Consider the following 13,724-nt stretch of genomic DNA (forward strand, 5'->3'; position numbering starts at 1 on the left):
TGCCCGTAAACCTCTTCATGAACAACGATAAATATCGCCGAAATTGGCTCTTTCTGGAGTCGCTTTGATGATGATAAAAAAACTCAGTGGTCGCCATGCTGTTTCTGGCCTGGTGGGGATTTCAGCGTGTCTGTTTTTTTGTAATACAGCCTCAGCCTGGCAACAGGAATATATCGTTTCAGACGCACAAAGTAATATGGCGGAACGCTATACATGGGATGCGGATCACCAACCGCGTTATGAAGACATTCTGGCTGAACGTATTAAGTCTTCGCAAATTGGCCCTGGGCTTGCCTTGAATTTGCCTGCCGGCCCGACAACGGAAGGCAGCATGAGCGTGGGCTGGAATTTTCCGCTGGCGGGAAATATAACGACCGGCCCGGTGATGGCGTGGCGTTACGATGGCTCGGCGCCCATGATGATTAATGAATTCGGCGATAGCGTGACAACGCAGGGGCTGACCGATCCGCTCTGGCATGCCAGCGTGAGCAGCCTCGGCTGGCGCGTGGATACGCAATATGGCGGTCTTCGGCCCTGGGCGCAGGTCAGTTTCAATCAGCAGTTTGGCGAGAACCAGTGGAAATCTCAGTTCGGGATGTCACAGACGCCTGCCCTTGCACAAAACAGTAGTTGGATGGACGTGACCGTCGGAACGGATATGCCGTTTACAACCCATATGGCGGCCTATGCGTCATTGGCTCAGGGGGAAAACACCACGACAGGCGAGGAGTTCATGTACACCCTGGGGGTGAGTGCAAACTTTTAAAGTTGTCACTTTTTTCAACGTTGCGATAACATCTTAAATACAATAACAGCGCGCCTTGTCGCGATAGCAAGCACTAACAATTGTGCATGTCATTCCCCGGCAAGGTCATTCATTCCCGATTCCAGGCATTTCATTCCGTTCCTCCTGCATTTCATGCCGTTTTACCCCAGCGGTAATAAGGTTTTGTTTATTGTTGTCCTCAGCGAACTTCCTTAATTTCTCTTGCAGGACAACTGCCATGAACACTTCAACTTATAACCGTACGCGCTGGCTCACGCTCTTCGGCACTATCGTCACCCAGTTCGCGCTGGGCTCGGTCTACACCTGGAGCCTGTTCAACAGTGCGCTTTCCGATAAGCTCGGTGCGCCGGTGAGCCAGGTGGCGTTCTCTTTCGGCTTGCTGAGCCTGGGACTGGCGCTTTCCTCTTCCGTCGCGGGCAAACTGCAGGAGCGCTTTGGCGTTAAGCGCGTCACCATGGCGTCCGGGATCCTGCTGGGCGTGGGCTTTTTCCTGACGGCGCATTCCAACAACCTGATGATGCTGTGGCTGAGCGCCGGGGTACTGGTGGGGCTGGCAGATGGTGCAGGTTATCTGCTGACGCTGTCGAACTGCGTGAAGTGGTTCCCGGAGCGTAAAGGTTTGATCTCTGCGTTTGCCATCGGTTCTTATGGTTTAGGCAGCCTCGGGTTCAAATTTATCGATTCCCATCTGCTGGCGTCCGTTGGTCTTGAGAAAACGTTTATGATCTGGGGCGTAATTGTACTGGTGATGATTCTGTTCGGTGCAACGCTGATGACCGATGCGCCGCAGCAGGAAGTGAAATCCGTTAACGGCGTGGTGGAGAACGACTTCACCCTGGCTCAGTCCATGCGCAAACCACAGTATTGGATGCTGGCGGTGATGTTCCTGACGGCCTGCATGAGTGGTCTGTATGTCATTGGCGTGGCGAAAGATATCGCACAGGGCATGGTGAAGCTGGACGCGGCCACGGCGGCGAATGCGGTCACCGTGATTTCTATTGCCAACCTCTCGGGCCGTCTGGTGCTCGGTATTCTGTCTGACAAAATTGCCCGTATCCGCGTCATTACGATAGGGCAGGTGGTTTCGCTGGTGGGCATGGCGGCACTGCTGTTTGCACCGCTGAATGAAGCCACGTTCTTTGCCGCGATTGCCTGTGTGGCCTTTAACTTTGGCGGCACCATTACCGTCTTCCCGTCTCTGGTGAGCGAGTTCTTCGGTCTGAATAATCTGGCGAAAAACTACGGCGTCATCTACTTAGGGTTCGGGATCGGCAGTATATGCGGTTCGTTAATTGCTTCATTGTTCGGCGGGTTCTATGTGACCTTCTGCGTGATATTTGCCTTGTTGATTATATCTCTGGCGTTGTCGACGACGATTCGTCAGCCGCAGCGTGAAGTATTTAGCGAAGCGCATGCTTAACGAATAGGTAGAGGCCGAAATGGCCTCTTTTTTTGCGCTGAGGGATACGTTTCCTGACTTGCTTTTTTGTAAAAATTTGCACGAATCACATTCTCTGCTGCCACTTTTCTCTCCCGCTGTGGTCTACTTACCGCGCTTGTAGACGTTTCTGATAACGCTTTCCTACGCACATACTTACTCTGTCTGTTTTCTCGATGAGAGTCGGCGGGTCTTTATACCCCTTCCCCCAGGGTTGTTTGCATGAAATACATTAGGTCTCTTACCCAGCAAAGATTGTGTCTGATGCTGGCTGTCTATATCGGATTATTTCTGAATGGCGCGGTGCTGTTCAGACGAGTGGAAGGTTATTTCGAGCACCTCACCGTAAGAAATGGAATTTTTGCTGCAATTGAAGTGTTCGGCTCCATCCTCGCTACCTTCTTCCTGTTACGTCTGCTCTCCATTTTTGGCCGACGCCCGTGGCAAATTTTGGCCTCACTGGTGGTCATTATTTCCGCCGCCGCCAGTTATTACATGACCTTTATGAATGTGGTCATTGGCTACGGGATTGTGGCGTCAGTTATGACCACAGATATCGATCTCTCGAAAGAGGTGGTAGGCAATGGCTTTATCGTCTGGACGGTTTTAACCTGTCTGATACCGCTCTTCTTTATCTGGAGTAACACCTGCCGCTATACGTTGTTGCGCCAACTGCGTACCCGCGGGCAGCGGGTACGGAATATCGCCGTTGTCCTGTTGGCCGGGTTACTGGTGTGGGCGCCTATTCGCTTAATGGAAAAACAGCAAAAACGCATCGAAAAAGCGACGGGCGTGGATATGCCAAGCTACGGTGGTGTGGTAGCTAACTCCTATTTGCCTTCCAACTGGCTGTCAGCGTTAGGCCTTTATGCCTGGGCGCAGGCGGACGAGTCGAGCGATGTGAAATCGCTGATTAATCCGACCAAAAAATTTACCTATCAGGCGCCAGCTGACGGGCTTGATGATACCTACGTTGTCTTTGTCATCGGTGAAACCACGCGCTGGGATCATATGGGTATTCTCGGTTATGACCGTGATACCACGCCGAAACTGGCGCAGGAAAAGAACCTCGTGGCTTACCGCGGCTACTCCTGCGATACCGCGACGAAGCTCTCTCTGCGCTGTATGTTTGTGCGTGAAGGCGGCGCCAGCGATAACCCGCAGCGTACTCTCAAAGAGCAGAACGTATTTGCTGTACTGAAGCAGCTTGGATTTAGCTCCGACCTGTTCGCCATGCAAAGTGAGATGTGGTTCTACACCAACACCATGGCGGATAACATCGCCTATCGTGAGCAGATTGGTGCCGAGCCGCGCAACCGTGGGAAGAATGTCGATGACATGCTGCTGCTCTCAGAAATGGAACAGTCGCTGAAAAACCATCCGCAGGGTAAGCATCTTATTGTGTTGCATACCAAAGGCTCGCACTACAGCTATTACCAGCGTTATACGCGTGATTTCGCGAAATGGACGCCTGAGTGTGTCGGCATTAACAAAAACTGCAGCAAGCAGGAGCTGATCAATGCCTATGACAACTCGATTCTGTATGTGGACACGTTCCTGAGCAGGGTGATCGACGAGCTTCGCGATAAGAAAGCGATTGTGATTTACGCTGCTGACCATGGCGAGTCCATCAACGAAAAAGAACACCTGCACGGTACGCCACGCAAGCTTGCGCCGCCGGAGCAGTTCCGCGTGCCGATGATCATGTGGATGTCGGATAAGTACCTGGAAAACCCGGACAAAGCCAAAATGTTTGCCCATCTGAAACAGCAGGCAGAGATCAAGGTACCGCGCCGTCACGTTGAGCTGTACGACACCATTATGGGTTGTCTCGGCTATACCTCACCGAACGGTGGGATTAACGAAAACAACAACTGGTGTAAACTCCCTGATAACACCGTAAAAGCCGCGCAGTAGCTGCTCTGGCGAGAATATCGCCAGTTGAATGTCTTTTTGAAAATAAGGGATTGACGGGGGCGCACCTCAGCAGTAAGATGCGCTCCGCATTCGGCGAGTAGCGCAGCTTGGTAGCGCAACTGGTTTGGGACCAGTGGGTCGGAGGTTCGAATCCTCTCTCGCCGACCACATTTAAAAAAGGGCTAACCGCAAGGTTAGCCCTTTTTGCATTATGGCGTTAGCCAGCCAGATTTACTAAAACGCCCCTTAAACCTGCTTCACCCTGCCTGTTAATGATTTTGTGACATTATCCATTGTATTTTTTTATATATGGATTGATCTTTTTTCGCGTTGCTTATGGATAACCTCAGCATTTTTCGCTGTGCGTTTTAACGTTCGTGGAATTTAGTGCTCAGATAATCACCATTCTGCAAGAAAATTTACCCAATCTGAATAAAAGTTAATCACTACATGTTGCGAAATATGAAGATAGTTGTGCTGCAACATGGCGAGTAGCATAAATTTCCCTGCTGAAAACGGGCGCCGGAGGTTTTTTTAATCTTTGTTTGCGGTTTCTCACACTCCGCGTAAATCCCCGTCACCTGTATTGACGTTTTCACATTCTGTTGACAGATTGTAGGGCATGAGGGGCATTTCAGGGACGATCTGCGCTGCAACTCAAACGCTCTTCTGAAAGGATTCTCCATCCCTTTAAAGCCTTCGGGCATCACCGACCAGACCGGGTAAAAAATAAATAAAGGTCAGGCGGCGTAACACAACAAAGCAAAACATCACATTGGAGCAGAATAATGAGTATTTCCTTGAAGAAGTCAGGGATGCTAAAGCTTGGTCTGAGCCTGGTGGCTATGACCGTAGCAGCAAGCGTACAGGCAAAAACCCTGGTTTACTGTTCTGAAGGCTCGCCGGAAGGCTTTAACCCACAGCTCTTTACCTCTGGTACGACGTACGACGCAAGCTCTGTACCGATCTATAATCGTCTGGTTGAATTTAAAACCGGCACCACGGAAGTGATTCCGGGTCTGGCTGAGAAGTGGGACGTCAGCGAAGACGGCAAAACCTATACCTTCCACCTGCGTCAGGGCGTGAAGTGGCAGGACAGCAAAGAATTCAAACCAACGCGCGACTTTAACGCCGACGACGTTGTGTTCTCCTTCGACCGTCAGAAAAATGCCCAGAACCCGTACCATAAAGTGTCTGGCGGCAGCTATGAATACTTCGAAGGGATGGGTCTGCCGGACCTGATCGCCGAAGTGAAAAAAGTGGACGATAAAACCGTTCAGTTCGTGCTGACGCGTCCGGAAGCGCCATTCCTGGCTGACCTGGCTATGGACTTCGCCTCTATTCTCTCTAAAGAGTACGCGGACAACATGCTGAAAGCCGGTACGCCGGAGAAAGTCGACCTTAACCCAATCGGTACCGGTCCATTCCAGCTGCTGCAGTACCAGAAAGACTCCCGCATTCTGTATAAAGCCTTCGAAGGCTTCTGGGGCACCAAACCGAAGATTGACCGCCTGGTCTTCTCCATCACGCCTGACGCTTCCGTGCGTTACGCAAAACTGCAGAAAAACGAATGTCAGGTTATGCCATATCCGAACCCGGCTGACATCGCGCGTATGAAGCAGGACAAGAACATCAACCTGCTGGAGCAGGCTGGCCTGAACGTGGGCTATCTCTCCTTCAACACCGAGAAGAAACCGTTTGATGACGTGAAAGTGCGTCAGGCGCTGACCTACGCGGTGAACAAAGAAGCGATCATCAAAGCCGTTTACCAGGGCGCTGGCGTTGCTGCCAAAAACCTGATCCCACCAACCATGTGGGGCTATAACGACGACATTAAGGACTACACCTACGATCCTGAGAAAGCGAAAGCGCTGCTGAAAGAAGCAGGTCAGGATAAAGGCTTTACCGTTGAGCTGTGGGCGATGCCTGTTCAGCGTCCATATAACCCGAACGCGCGCCGTATGGCGGAAATGGTTCAGGCTGACTGGGCGAAGATCGGCGTTCAGGCCAAGATTGTGACCTACGAGTGGGGCGAGTACCTGAAGCGCGCCAAAGCAGGTGAACACCAGGCGGTGATGATGGGCTGGACCGGCGACAATGGGGATCCGGACAACTTCTTCGCCACCCTGTTCAGCTGTGCGGCAGCCAAAGACGGTTCCAACTACTCTCGCTGGTGCTACAAGCCGTTTGAAGATCTGATCCAGCCGGCGCGTGCGACCGACGATCACAACAAACGTATTGAACTGTACAAGCAAGCGCAGGTTGTAATGCACGATCAGGCCCCGGCGCTGATTGTTGCTCACTCCACCGTGTACGAGCCAGTGCGTAAAGAAGTGAAGGGCTACGTGGTTGATCCACTGGGCAAACACCACTTCGAAAACGTGTCGGTTGAATAATTAAAAGCAACGCCAGGCGGCGCTGCGCTTGCACTGGCCTACGGTATGTAGGCCGGGTAAGCGTAGCGCCACCCGGCAGCAGTGCTTAATTCCCTCTCTGAAAGCAGAGGGAATTAGATTTGTGAGCAATACAGACGTCACGCCACTGGTCGTGCGTCATCAGAGAGAATCCGGGTTATGTTGCAGTTCATCCTCCGACGTCTGGGACTCGTTATCCCGACGTTTATCGGTATCACCCTTCTCACTTTTGCCTTCGTCCATATGATCCCCGGCGACCCGGTAATGATTATGGCGGGCGAGCGTGGTATCTCCCCTGAGCGTCATGCGCAGCTGCTGGCGGAACTCGGCCTTGATAAGCCGATGTGGCAGCAGTATCTCCACTATATCTGGGGCGTGCTGCACGGCGATTTAGGGATTTCACTGAAAAGCCGTCTTCCGGTGTGGGACGAGTTCGTGCCGCGTTTTAAAGCGACGCTTGAACTGGGCATCTGCGCCATGATTTTTGCCACTGCGGTGGGTATTCCTGTTGGGGTGCTGGCTGCCGTTAAGCGTGGCTCTATTTTCGATCATACCGCCGTGGGTCTGGCGCTGACCGGTTACTCCATGCCTATCTTCTGGTGGGGCATGATGCTGATCATGCTGGTCTCCGTGCAATGGAATCTAACCCCGGTCTCCGGGCGCGTCAGCGATATGGTCTTCCTTGATGATACCAACCCGCTCACCGGCTTTATGCTGATCGACACGGCTATCTGGGGCGAAGAGGGCAACTTCATTGATGCCGTCGCGCACATGATCCTGCCTGCGATGGTGCTGGGGACCATTCCTCTGGCGGTGATCGTCCGTATGACCCGTTCCTCCATGCTGGAAGTGCTGGGCGAAGATTACATCCGTACCGCACGCGCCAAAGGATTGACCCGCATGCGTGTGATCATCGTTCATGCCTTGCGTAACGCCATGCTGCCGGTAGTGACCGTTATCGGCCTGCAGGTAGGGACGCTGCTGGCAGGGGCGATCCTGACGGAAACCATCTTCTCCTGGCCGGGCCTCGGTCGCTGGCTGATTGACGCGCTGCAACGCCGTGACTATCCGGTTGTGCAGGGCGGTGTACTGTTGGTTGCGACGATGATTATCCTCGTTAACCTGCTGGTCGATTTGCTGTACGGCGTGGTGAACCCGCGTATTCGTCATAAGAAGTAAGGGGCCGTCATGTCACAAGTCACTCAAAATAAAGTGGTCTCTGCACCGGTGCCAATGACGCCGCTGCAGGAGTTCTGGCACTACTTCAAGCGCAACAAAGGCGCGGTGGTAGGGCTGGTGTATGTCACCATCATGATCCTCATTGCGGTATTCGCGAACGTGCTCGCGCCGTATAACCCGGCCGATCAGTTCCGTGATGCGCTGCTCGCTCCGCCTGCCTGGCAGGACGGTGGTAGCCTGACGCACCTGCTCGGTACTGATGATGTGGGTCGCGACGTGCTGTCGCGTCTGATGTACGGCGCGCGTCTGTCGCTGCTGGTGGGCTGCCTCGTTGTTGTGCTGTCGCTGATCATGGGCGTTGTGCTCGGACTGGTGGCTGGCTATTTCGGCGGCATCGTAGATAACGTCATTATGCGTATCGTCGACATCATGCTGGCATTGCCAAGCCTGCTGCTGGCGCTGGTGCTGGTGGCAGTCTTTGGACCTTCGATAGGCAATGCTGCCCTGGCGTTGACGTTCGTTGCGCTGCCGCATTACGTCCGACTAACCCGTGCGGCCGTACTGGTCGAGGTGAATCGCGACTACGTGACGGCATCTCGCGTAGCGGGTGCAGGCGCAATGCGCCAGATGTTCGTCAATATTCTGCCTAACTGCCTTGCGCCGCTGATTGTTCAGGCGTCGCTCGGTTTCTCTAACGCCATTCTCGATATGGCCGCTCTTGGCTTCCTTGGCATGGGTGCGCAGCCGCCAACACCGGAGTGGGGCACTATGCTCTCCGACGTGTTGCAGTTCGCGCAAAGCGCCTGGTGGGTCGTCACCTTCCCGGGTCTGGCGATTCTGCTGACGGTGCTGGCATTTAACCTGATGGGTGATGGTCTGCGTGATGCACTTGATCCCAAACTGAAGCAGTAAGAGGCACGAGATGGCGTTATTAAATGTAGATAAATTATCGGTGCACTTCGGCGACGAAGGCACGCCGTTTCGCGCCGTGGACCGCATCAGCTACAGCGTAAATCAGGGCGAAGTGGTTGGCATCGTAGGGGAGTCCGGTTCCGGTAAGTCAGTAAGCTCGCTGGCAATCATGGGGCTGATTGATTATCCCGGCCGCGTAATGGCGGAAAGCCTGGAATTTAATGGTCAGGATCTGCAGCGTATTTCCGAGAAGCAGCGCCGCCAGCTGGTGGGCGCGGAAGTGGCGATGATCTTCCAGGACCCAATGACCAGCCTGAACCCGTGTTACACCGTGGGGTTCCAGATTATGGAAGCCATCAAGGTGCATCAGGGGGGGAACAAGAAAACCCGTCGTCAGCGCGCTATCGATCTGTTGACGCAGGTGGGTATCCCCGATCCGGCATCGCGTCTGGACGTGTACCCTCATCAGTTATCCGGCGGGATGAGCCAGCGCGTGATGATCGCCATGGCAATTGCCTGTCGGCCAAAACTGCTGATCGCCGATGAACCGACAACCGCGCTGGATGTAACCATCCAGGCGCAAATCATCGAGCTGCTGCTGGAGCTGCAGCAGAAAGAGAATATGGCGCTGGTGCTGATTACGCACGATCTGGCGCTGGTGGCTGAAGCGGCACACAAAATCATCGTGATGTATGCAGGCCAGGTGGTAGAGACCGGAAGTTCGCACGATATCTTCCGTGCCCCGCGCCATCCGTATACGCAGGCTCTGCTGCGCGCGCTGCCGGAATTTGCGCAGGATAAAGCGCGTCTGGCCTCGCTTCCGGGGGTTGTGCCGGGTAAATATGACCGTCCGCAGGGCTGTCTGCTTAACCCGCGCTGCCCGTATGCGACGGATAAATGCCGCGTCGACGAGCCAGAGCTGAATCTGCTGGCTGACGGTCGCCAGTCCAAATGCCACTACCCACTCGATGATGCCGGGAGGCCAACACTATGAGTACGCAACAACTGCTGTTGCAGGCCATCGACCTGAAAAAACACTACCCGGTGAAGAAGGGCTTATTTGCTTCCGAACGCCTGGTCAAAGCGCTGGATGGTGTCTCCTTTACCCTCGAACGCGGTAAAACGCTTGCGGTGGTGGGGGAGTCCGGCTGTGGCAAATCGACGCTGGGCCGTCTGCTGACGATGATTGAAGTGCCAACCGGCGGCGAGCTGTACTATCAGGGACAGGACCTGCTCAAGCACGATCCACAGGCGCAGAAGCTGCGTCGCCAGAAAATCCAGATTGTGTTCCAGAACCCGTACGGTTCACTGAACCCGCGCAAAAAAGTGGGGCAGATTCTGGAAGAGCCGCTGCTAATCAACAGCAGCCTGAGCAAAGAGCAGCGTCGTGAGAAAGCGCTGGCGATGATGGCGAAAGTGGGTTTGAAAACTGAGCATTACGATCGTTACCCGCATATGTTCTCGGGCGGCCAGCGTCAGCGTATCGCTATCGCTCGCGGTCTGATGCTCGACCCGGACGTGGTGATTGCCGATGAACCTGTTTCTGCGCTCGACGTATCCGTCCGCGCGCAGGTGCTGAACCTGATGATGGATCTGCAGCAGGAGCTGGGGCTGTCGTATGTATTCATTTCACATGATTTGTCTGTCGTGGAGCACATTGCTGATGAAGTGATGGTGATGTACTTAGGGCGCTGCGTGGAGAAAGGGACGAAAGAGCAGATCTTTAATAATCCTCGTCACCCGTATACGCAGGCACTGCTGTCTGCGACGCCGCGTCTGAACCCGGACGATCGCCGTGAGCGCATCAAGCTGACCGGCGAGTTGCCAAGCCCGCTGAATCCGCCTCCGGGATGTGCGTTCAATGCCCGCTGTAGCCGACGCTTCGGACCCTGCACGCAGTTGCAGCCGCAGTTGAAGGATTATCGTGGACAACTGGTGGCCTGCTTCGCGGTCGATCAGGATGAAAATGGCGAAAAGCCGCATGCGTAAAGAAAAAAACCGGCGTGAAGCCGGTTTTTTTATGTCTGCGTTATGACTTCCGTAGTCGGATCTGGTCGACAGCGTGTTTCTCACTCTTGGTGAGGATCAGGCTGGCGCGCTCACGTGTTGGCAGGATGTTCTCTTTCAGGTTCACGTAGTTGATCTCATTCCACAGTCCCGTTGCGACGTTGATAGCCTCTTCTTTAGAGAGCTGGGCGTAATTATGGAAGTAGGAATCAGGATCGGTGAATGCTCCTTCGCGGAACTTCAGGAAGCGGTTGATATACCAGCTTTTCAGCAGATCTTCCGGCGCATCGACATAGATAGAGAAATCAACAAAGTCGGAAACAAAGACGTGATGCGGGTCGTGAGGATAATCCATTCCGCTTTGCAGCACGTTTAATCCTTCCAGAATCAGGATGTCTGGCTGCACAACCGTTTTGTCTCCATCCGGTATGCGGTCGTAAATCAGGTGTGAATAGACCGGCGCAGTGACGTTAGGGGCACCAGATTTCAGATCAGAGACGAATTTCACCAGCCGATGCATATCGTAAGAGAGCGGGAAGCCCTTCTTTTTCATCAGACCGCGTTCTTTCAATACTTCATTTGGGTGCAGGAAGCCGTCGGTGGTGATTAACTCTACGCTACGGTGTTCTGGCCAGCGGCTCAGCAGCGCCTGCAATACGCGCGCGGTAGTACTTTTACCGACCGCCACGCTGCCCGCAATACTGATGATATAAGGAATACGCTGGCCGTTAGTGCCGAGAAACTGCTCCAGTACCGCCTGGCGGCGCAGGTTGGAACTAATATAAAAGTTAAGCAAGCGGGAAAGGGGGAGATAGATTTCTGCTACCTCTTCCAGCGAGAGATCTTCATTTATCCCTTTTAACCGTGCGATCTCCCCTTCCGTTAGCGTCATCGGCACGGAGTCACGCAGAGCAGCCCACTGGCTGCGGTTAAACTGAAGATAAGGCGTCATTAACGTTTGCTCTTTTTTGCTCATAAGCATGCTTCAGTGAACCATCGGCCAGAAAGTCGGGTTATGGCTCATCACATAGTTAATTTTGGACAATGGGCAGGAGGTTAACACCAGATGACAGGAATAATAAGAAAAAATATGGGATAGCGATGCTTTACGCGGGAGGTATCACGGTACGGTATAGAAGGGGGAAATCAGGGGTTCATGTTGAATATTTGACCGCGAGCGGATGAATTTAAAGCGGTTAGCACTGGTTTCGCATAAAATGTGAGCGAAAGAACGTTTTATGCAATTTTTTAGTTGCATGACTGCGCGTGTCTCCATAGAATGCGCGCTACTTGATGCCGACTTAGCTCAGTAGGTAGAGCAACTGACTTGTAATCAGTAGGTCACCAGTTCGATTCCGGTAGTCGGCACCATCAAGTCCGGTGGGGTTCCCGAGCGGCCAAAGGGAGCAGACTGTAAATCTGCCGTCACAGACTTCGAAGGTTCGAATCCTTCCCCCACCACCACTTTCTGGCAGCGTAAATGCCGCCGGAGCTGGTTGGAAAAATTAACCAGCTCGAACATGAAAAGAGAGAAATCTCTTTTTTTGTTACAGAAAGAACTGGGTAGCCGAGTTTCAGGATGCGGGCATCGTATAATGGCTATTACCTCAGCCTTCCAAGCTGATGATGCGGGTTCGATTCCCGCTGCCCGCTCCAATACGTGCTGATATGGCTCAGTTGGTAGAGCGCACCCTTGGTAAGGGTGAGGTCCCCAGTTCGACTCTGGGTATCAGCACCACTTCACTTCTCCTCCCGTTTCTCTCTGTTTCAATTTAAATGTATTCAACAGTTCAGGCATTTCGCCTGGTTGATGTGGTGATATCACCGATTTATCCGTGTCTTAGAGGGACAATCGATGTCTAAAGAAAAGTTTGAACGTACAAAACCGCACGTTAACGTCGGTACTATCGGCCACGTTGACCATGGTAAAACAACGCTGACCGCTGCAATCACTACCGTTCTGGCAAAAACCTACGGTGGTTCTGCTCGTGCATTCGACCAGATCGATAACGCACCAGAAGAAAAAGCTCGTGGTATCACCATCAACACCTCTCACGTTGAATATGACACCCCGACTCGCCACTACGCACACGTAGACTGCCCAGGCCACGCCGACTATGTTAAAAACATGATCACCGGTGCTGCGCAGATGGACGGCGCGATCCTGGTTGTTGCTGCGACCGACGGCCCTATGCCTCAGACGCGTGAGCACATCCTGCTGGGTCGTCAGGTAGGCGTTCCTTTCATCATCGTGTTCCTGAACAAATGCGACATGGTTGATGACGAAGAGCTGCTGGAACTGGTAGAGATGGAAGTTCGTGAACTGCTGTCTCAGTACGATTTCCCAGGCGACGATACCCCAATCGTTCGTGGTTCCGCGCTGAAAGCGCTGGAAGGCGACGCAGAGTGGGAAGCGAAAATCATCGAACTGGCTGGCTTCCTGGATTCTTACATCCCAGAACCAGAGCGTGCGATTGACAAGCCATTCCTGCTGCCAATCGAAGACGTATTCTCCATCTCCGGTCGTGGTACCGTTGTTACCGGTCGTGTAGAGCGCGGTATCATCAAAGTTGGCGAAGAAGTTGAAATCGTTGGTATCAAAGAGACTGCTAAGTCTACCTGTACTGGCGTTGAAATGTTCCGCAAACTGCTGGACGAAGGCCGTGCTGGTGAGAACGTTGGTGTTCTGCTGCGTGGTATCAAACGTGAAGAAATCGAACGTGGTCAGGTTCTGGCGAAGCCAGGCTCAATCAAGCCACACACCAAGTTCGAATCTGAAGTGTACATCCTGTCCAAAGATGAAGGCGGCCGTCATACTCCGTTCTTCAAAGGCTACCGTCCACAGTTCTACTTCCGTACAACTGACGTGACCGGTACCATCGAACTGCCAGAAGGCGTTGAGATGGTAATGCCAGGCGACAACATCAAGATGGTTGTGACTCTGATCCACCCAATCGCGATGGACGACGGTCTGCGTTTCGCAATCCGTGAAGGCGGCCGTACCGTTGGCGCGGGCGTTGTTGCTAAAGTTCTCGGCTAATCGCTGATAACATTTGACGCAATGCGCAAT

General features: G+C 53.2%; 10 protein-coding genes and 5 tRNA genes. 14 read left to right on the forward strand and 1 reads right to left on the reverse strand.

Translation table 11 applies throughout. The annotated features are described in order from the left end of the window. Positions 1 to 67 precede the first annotated feature (67 nt). The 9 genes from N2K86_RS01055 (at position 68) to dppF (ending at position 10,636) form a co-directional block, all read left to right on the forward strand. Positions 68 to 766 carry an autotransporter domain-containing protein gene (locus tag N2K86_RS01055; protein WP_260660173.1) on the forward strand — a complete coding sequence of 233 codons (699 nt, stop codon included), beginning with the start codon at positions 68 to 70 and terminating at the stop codon, positions 764 to 766. 238 nt (positions 767 to 1,004) lie between these two features. Beyond that, positions 1,005 to 2,207, forward strand: coding sequence for an L-lactate MFS transporter (locus N2K86_RS01060; RefSeq protein ID WP_010426225.1), 1,203 nt, complete (start codon positions 1,005 to 1,007; stop codon positions 2,205 to 2,207). Positions 2,208 to 2,447: 240 nt separating this feature from the next. Further along, positions 2,448 to 4,142 (forward strand): kdo(2)-lipid A phosphoethanolamine 7''-transferase, encoded by a 1,695-nt coding sequence (gene eptB / locus N2K86_RS01065; RefSeq protein ID WP_260660174.1) that lies wholly within the window; start codon positions 2,448 to 2,450, stop codon positions 4,140 to 4,142. Positions 4,143 to 4,233: 91 nt separating this feature from the next. Further along, positions 4,234 to 4,310 (forward strand) — tRNA-Pro (locus tag N2K86_RS01070). Positions 4,311 to 4,930: 620 nt separating this feature from the next. Next, positions 4,931 to 6,538, forward strand: a complete 1,608-nt coding sequence (gene dppA, locus N2K86_RS01075) for a dipeptide ABC transporter periplasmic-binding protein DppA (protein ID WP_260660175.1) — start codon at positions 4,931 to 4,933, stop codon at positions 6,536 to 6,538. 177 nt (positions 6,539 to 6,715) lie between these two features. Continuing rightward, complete coding sequence (gene dppB / locus N2K86_RS01080; RefSeq protein ID WP_006177810.1) at positions 6,716 to 7,735, forward strand: dipeptide ABC transporter permease DppB; 1,020 nt, start codon at positions 6,716 to 6,718, stop codon at positions 7,733 to 7,735. A 9-nt stretch (positions 7,736 to 7,744) separates the two neighbouring features. Beyond that, positions 7,745 to 8,647 (forward strand): dipeptide ABC transporter permease DppC, encoded by a 903-nt coding sequence (gene dppC / locus N2K86_RS01085; RefSeq protein WP_126546317.1) that lies wholly within the window; start codon positions 7,745 to 7,747, stop codon positions 8,645 to 8,647. A gap of 10 nt (positions 8,648 to 8,657) precedes the next feature. Next, a complete protein-coding gene (gene dppD / locus N2K86_RS01090; protein ID WP_260660176.1) occupies positions 8,658 to 9,641 on the forward strand; it encodes a dipeptide ABC transporter ATP-binding protein in 984 nt (327 codons plus the stop codon). After that, entirely contained in the window at positions 9,638 to 10,636 is a 999-nt protein-coding gene (gene dppF / locus N2K86_RS01095; protein WP_260660177.1) for a dipeptide ABC transporter ATP-binding subunit DppF, read from the forward strand. The genes dppD and dppF overlap by 4 nt, the downstream gene beginning before the upstream one ends. Positions 10,637 to 10,676: 40 nt before the next feature. Here dppF and coaA read toward each other — a convergent pair whose 3' ends face one another. Continuing rightward, a complete protein-coding gene (coaA, locus tag N2K86_RS01100) occupies positions 10,677 to 11,630 on the reverse strand; it encodes a type I pantothenate kinase (protein WP_260660178.1) in 954 nt (317 codons plus the stop codon). 319 nt (positions 11,631 to 11,949) lie between these two features. On the opposite strand from coaA, the gene N2K86_RS01105 reads away from it, so the two are divergent. From N2K86_RS01105 to tuf, 5 genes are all read left to right on the forward strand, one after another. Then, positions 11,950 to 12,025: transfer RNA gene (locus N2K86_RS01105), tRNA-Thr, on the forward strand. A gap of 8 nt (positions 12,026 to 12,033) precedes the next feature. Then, positions 12,034 to 12,118 (forward strand) — tRNA-Tyr (locus N2K86_RS01110). Between the two features lie 117 nt (positions 12,119 to 12,235). Then, positions 12,236 to 12,310, forward strand: a tRNA-Gly gene (locus N2K86_RS01115). A 6-nt stretch (positions 12,311 to 12,316) separates the two neighbouring features. Then, positions 12,317 to 12,392: transfer RNA gene (locus N2K86_RS01120), tRNA-Thr, on the forward strand. A 117-nt stretch (positions 12,393 to 12,509) separates the two neighbouring features. Further along, positions 12,510 to 13,694 (forward strand): elongation factor Tu, encoded by a 1,185-nt coding sequence (tuf, locus tag N2K86_RS01125; RefSeq protein WP_023309456.1) that lies wholly within the window; start codon positions 12,510 to 12,512, stop codon positions 13,692 to 13,694. Positions 13,695 to 13,724: the final 30 nt, after the last annotated feature.

Origin of the sequence: Enterobacter mori, assembly GCF_025244905.1 — a bacterium.
GTDB lineage: Bacteria > Pseudomonadota > Gammaproteobacteria > Enterobacterales > Enterobacteriaceae > Enterobacter > Enterobacter mori_A.

Bases quoted from the DNA above. Each gene is read 5' to 3' on its own strand.
- N2K86_RS01055 (WP_260660173.1), top strand. From the start codon at position 68: ATGATGATAAAAAAACTCAGTGGTCGCCATGCTGTTTCTGGCCTGGTG.
- N2K86_RS01060 (WP_010426225.1), top strand. From the start codon at position 1,005: ATGAACACTTCAACTTATAACCGTACGCGCTGGCTCACGCTCTTCGGC.
- eptB (WP_260660174.1), top strand. From the start codon at position 2,448: ATGAAATACATTAGGTCTCTTACCCAGCAAAGATTGTGTCTGATGCTG.
- dppA (WP_260660175.1), top strand. From the start codon at position 4,931: ATGAGTATTTCCTTGAAGAAGTCAGGGATGCTAAAGCTTGGTCTGAGC.
- dppB (WP_006177810.1), top strand. From the start codon at position 6,716: ATGTTGCAGTTCATCCTCCGACGTCTGGGACTCGTTATCCCGACGTTT.
- dppC (WP_126546317.1), top strand. From the start codon at position 7,745: ATGTCACAAGTCACTCAAAATAAAGTGGTCTCTGCACCGGTGCCAATG.
- dppD (WP_260660176.1), top strand. From the start codon at position 8,658: ATGGCGTTATTAAATGTAGATAAATTATCGGTGCACTTCGGCGACGAA.
- dppF (WP_260660177.1), top strand. From the start codon at position 9,638: ATGAGTACGCAACAACTGCTGTTGCAGGCCATCGACCTGAAAAAACAC.
- coaA (WP_260660178.1), bottom strand. From the start codon at position 11,630: ATGAGCAAAAAAGAGCAAACGTTAATGACGCCTTATCTTCAGTTTAAC.
- tuf (WP_023309456.1), top strand. From the start codon at position 12,510: ATGTCTAAAGAAAAGTTTGAACGTACAAAACCGCACGTTAACGTCGGT.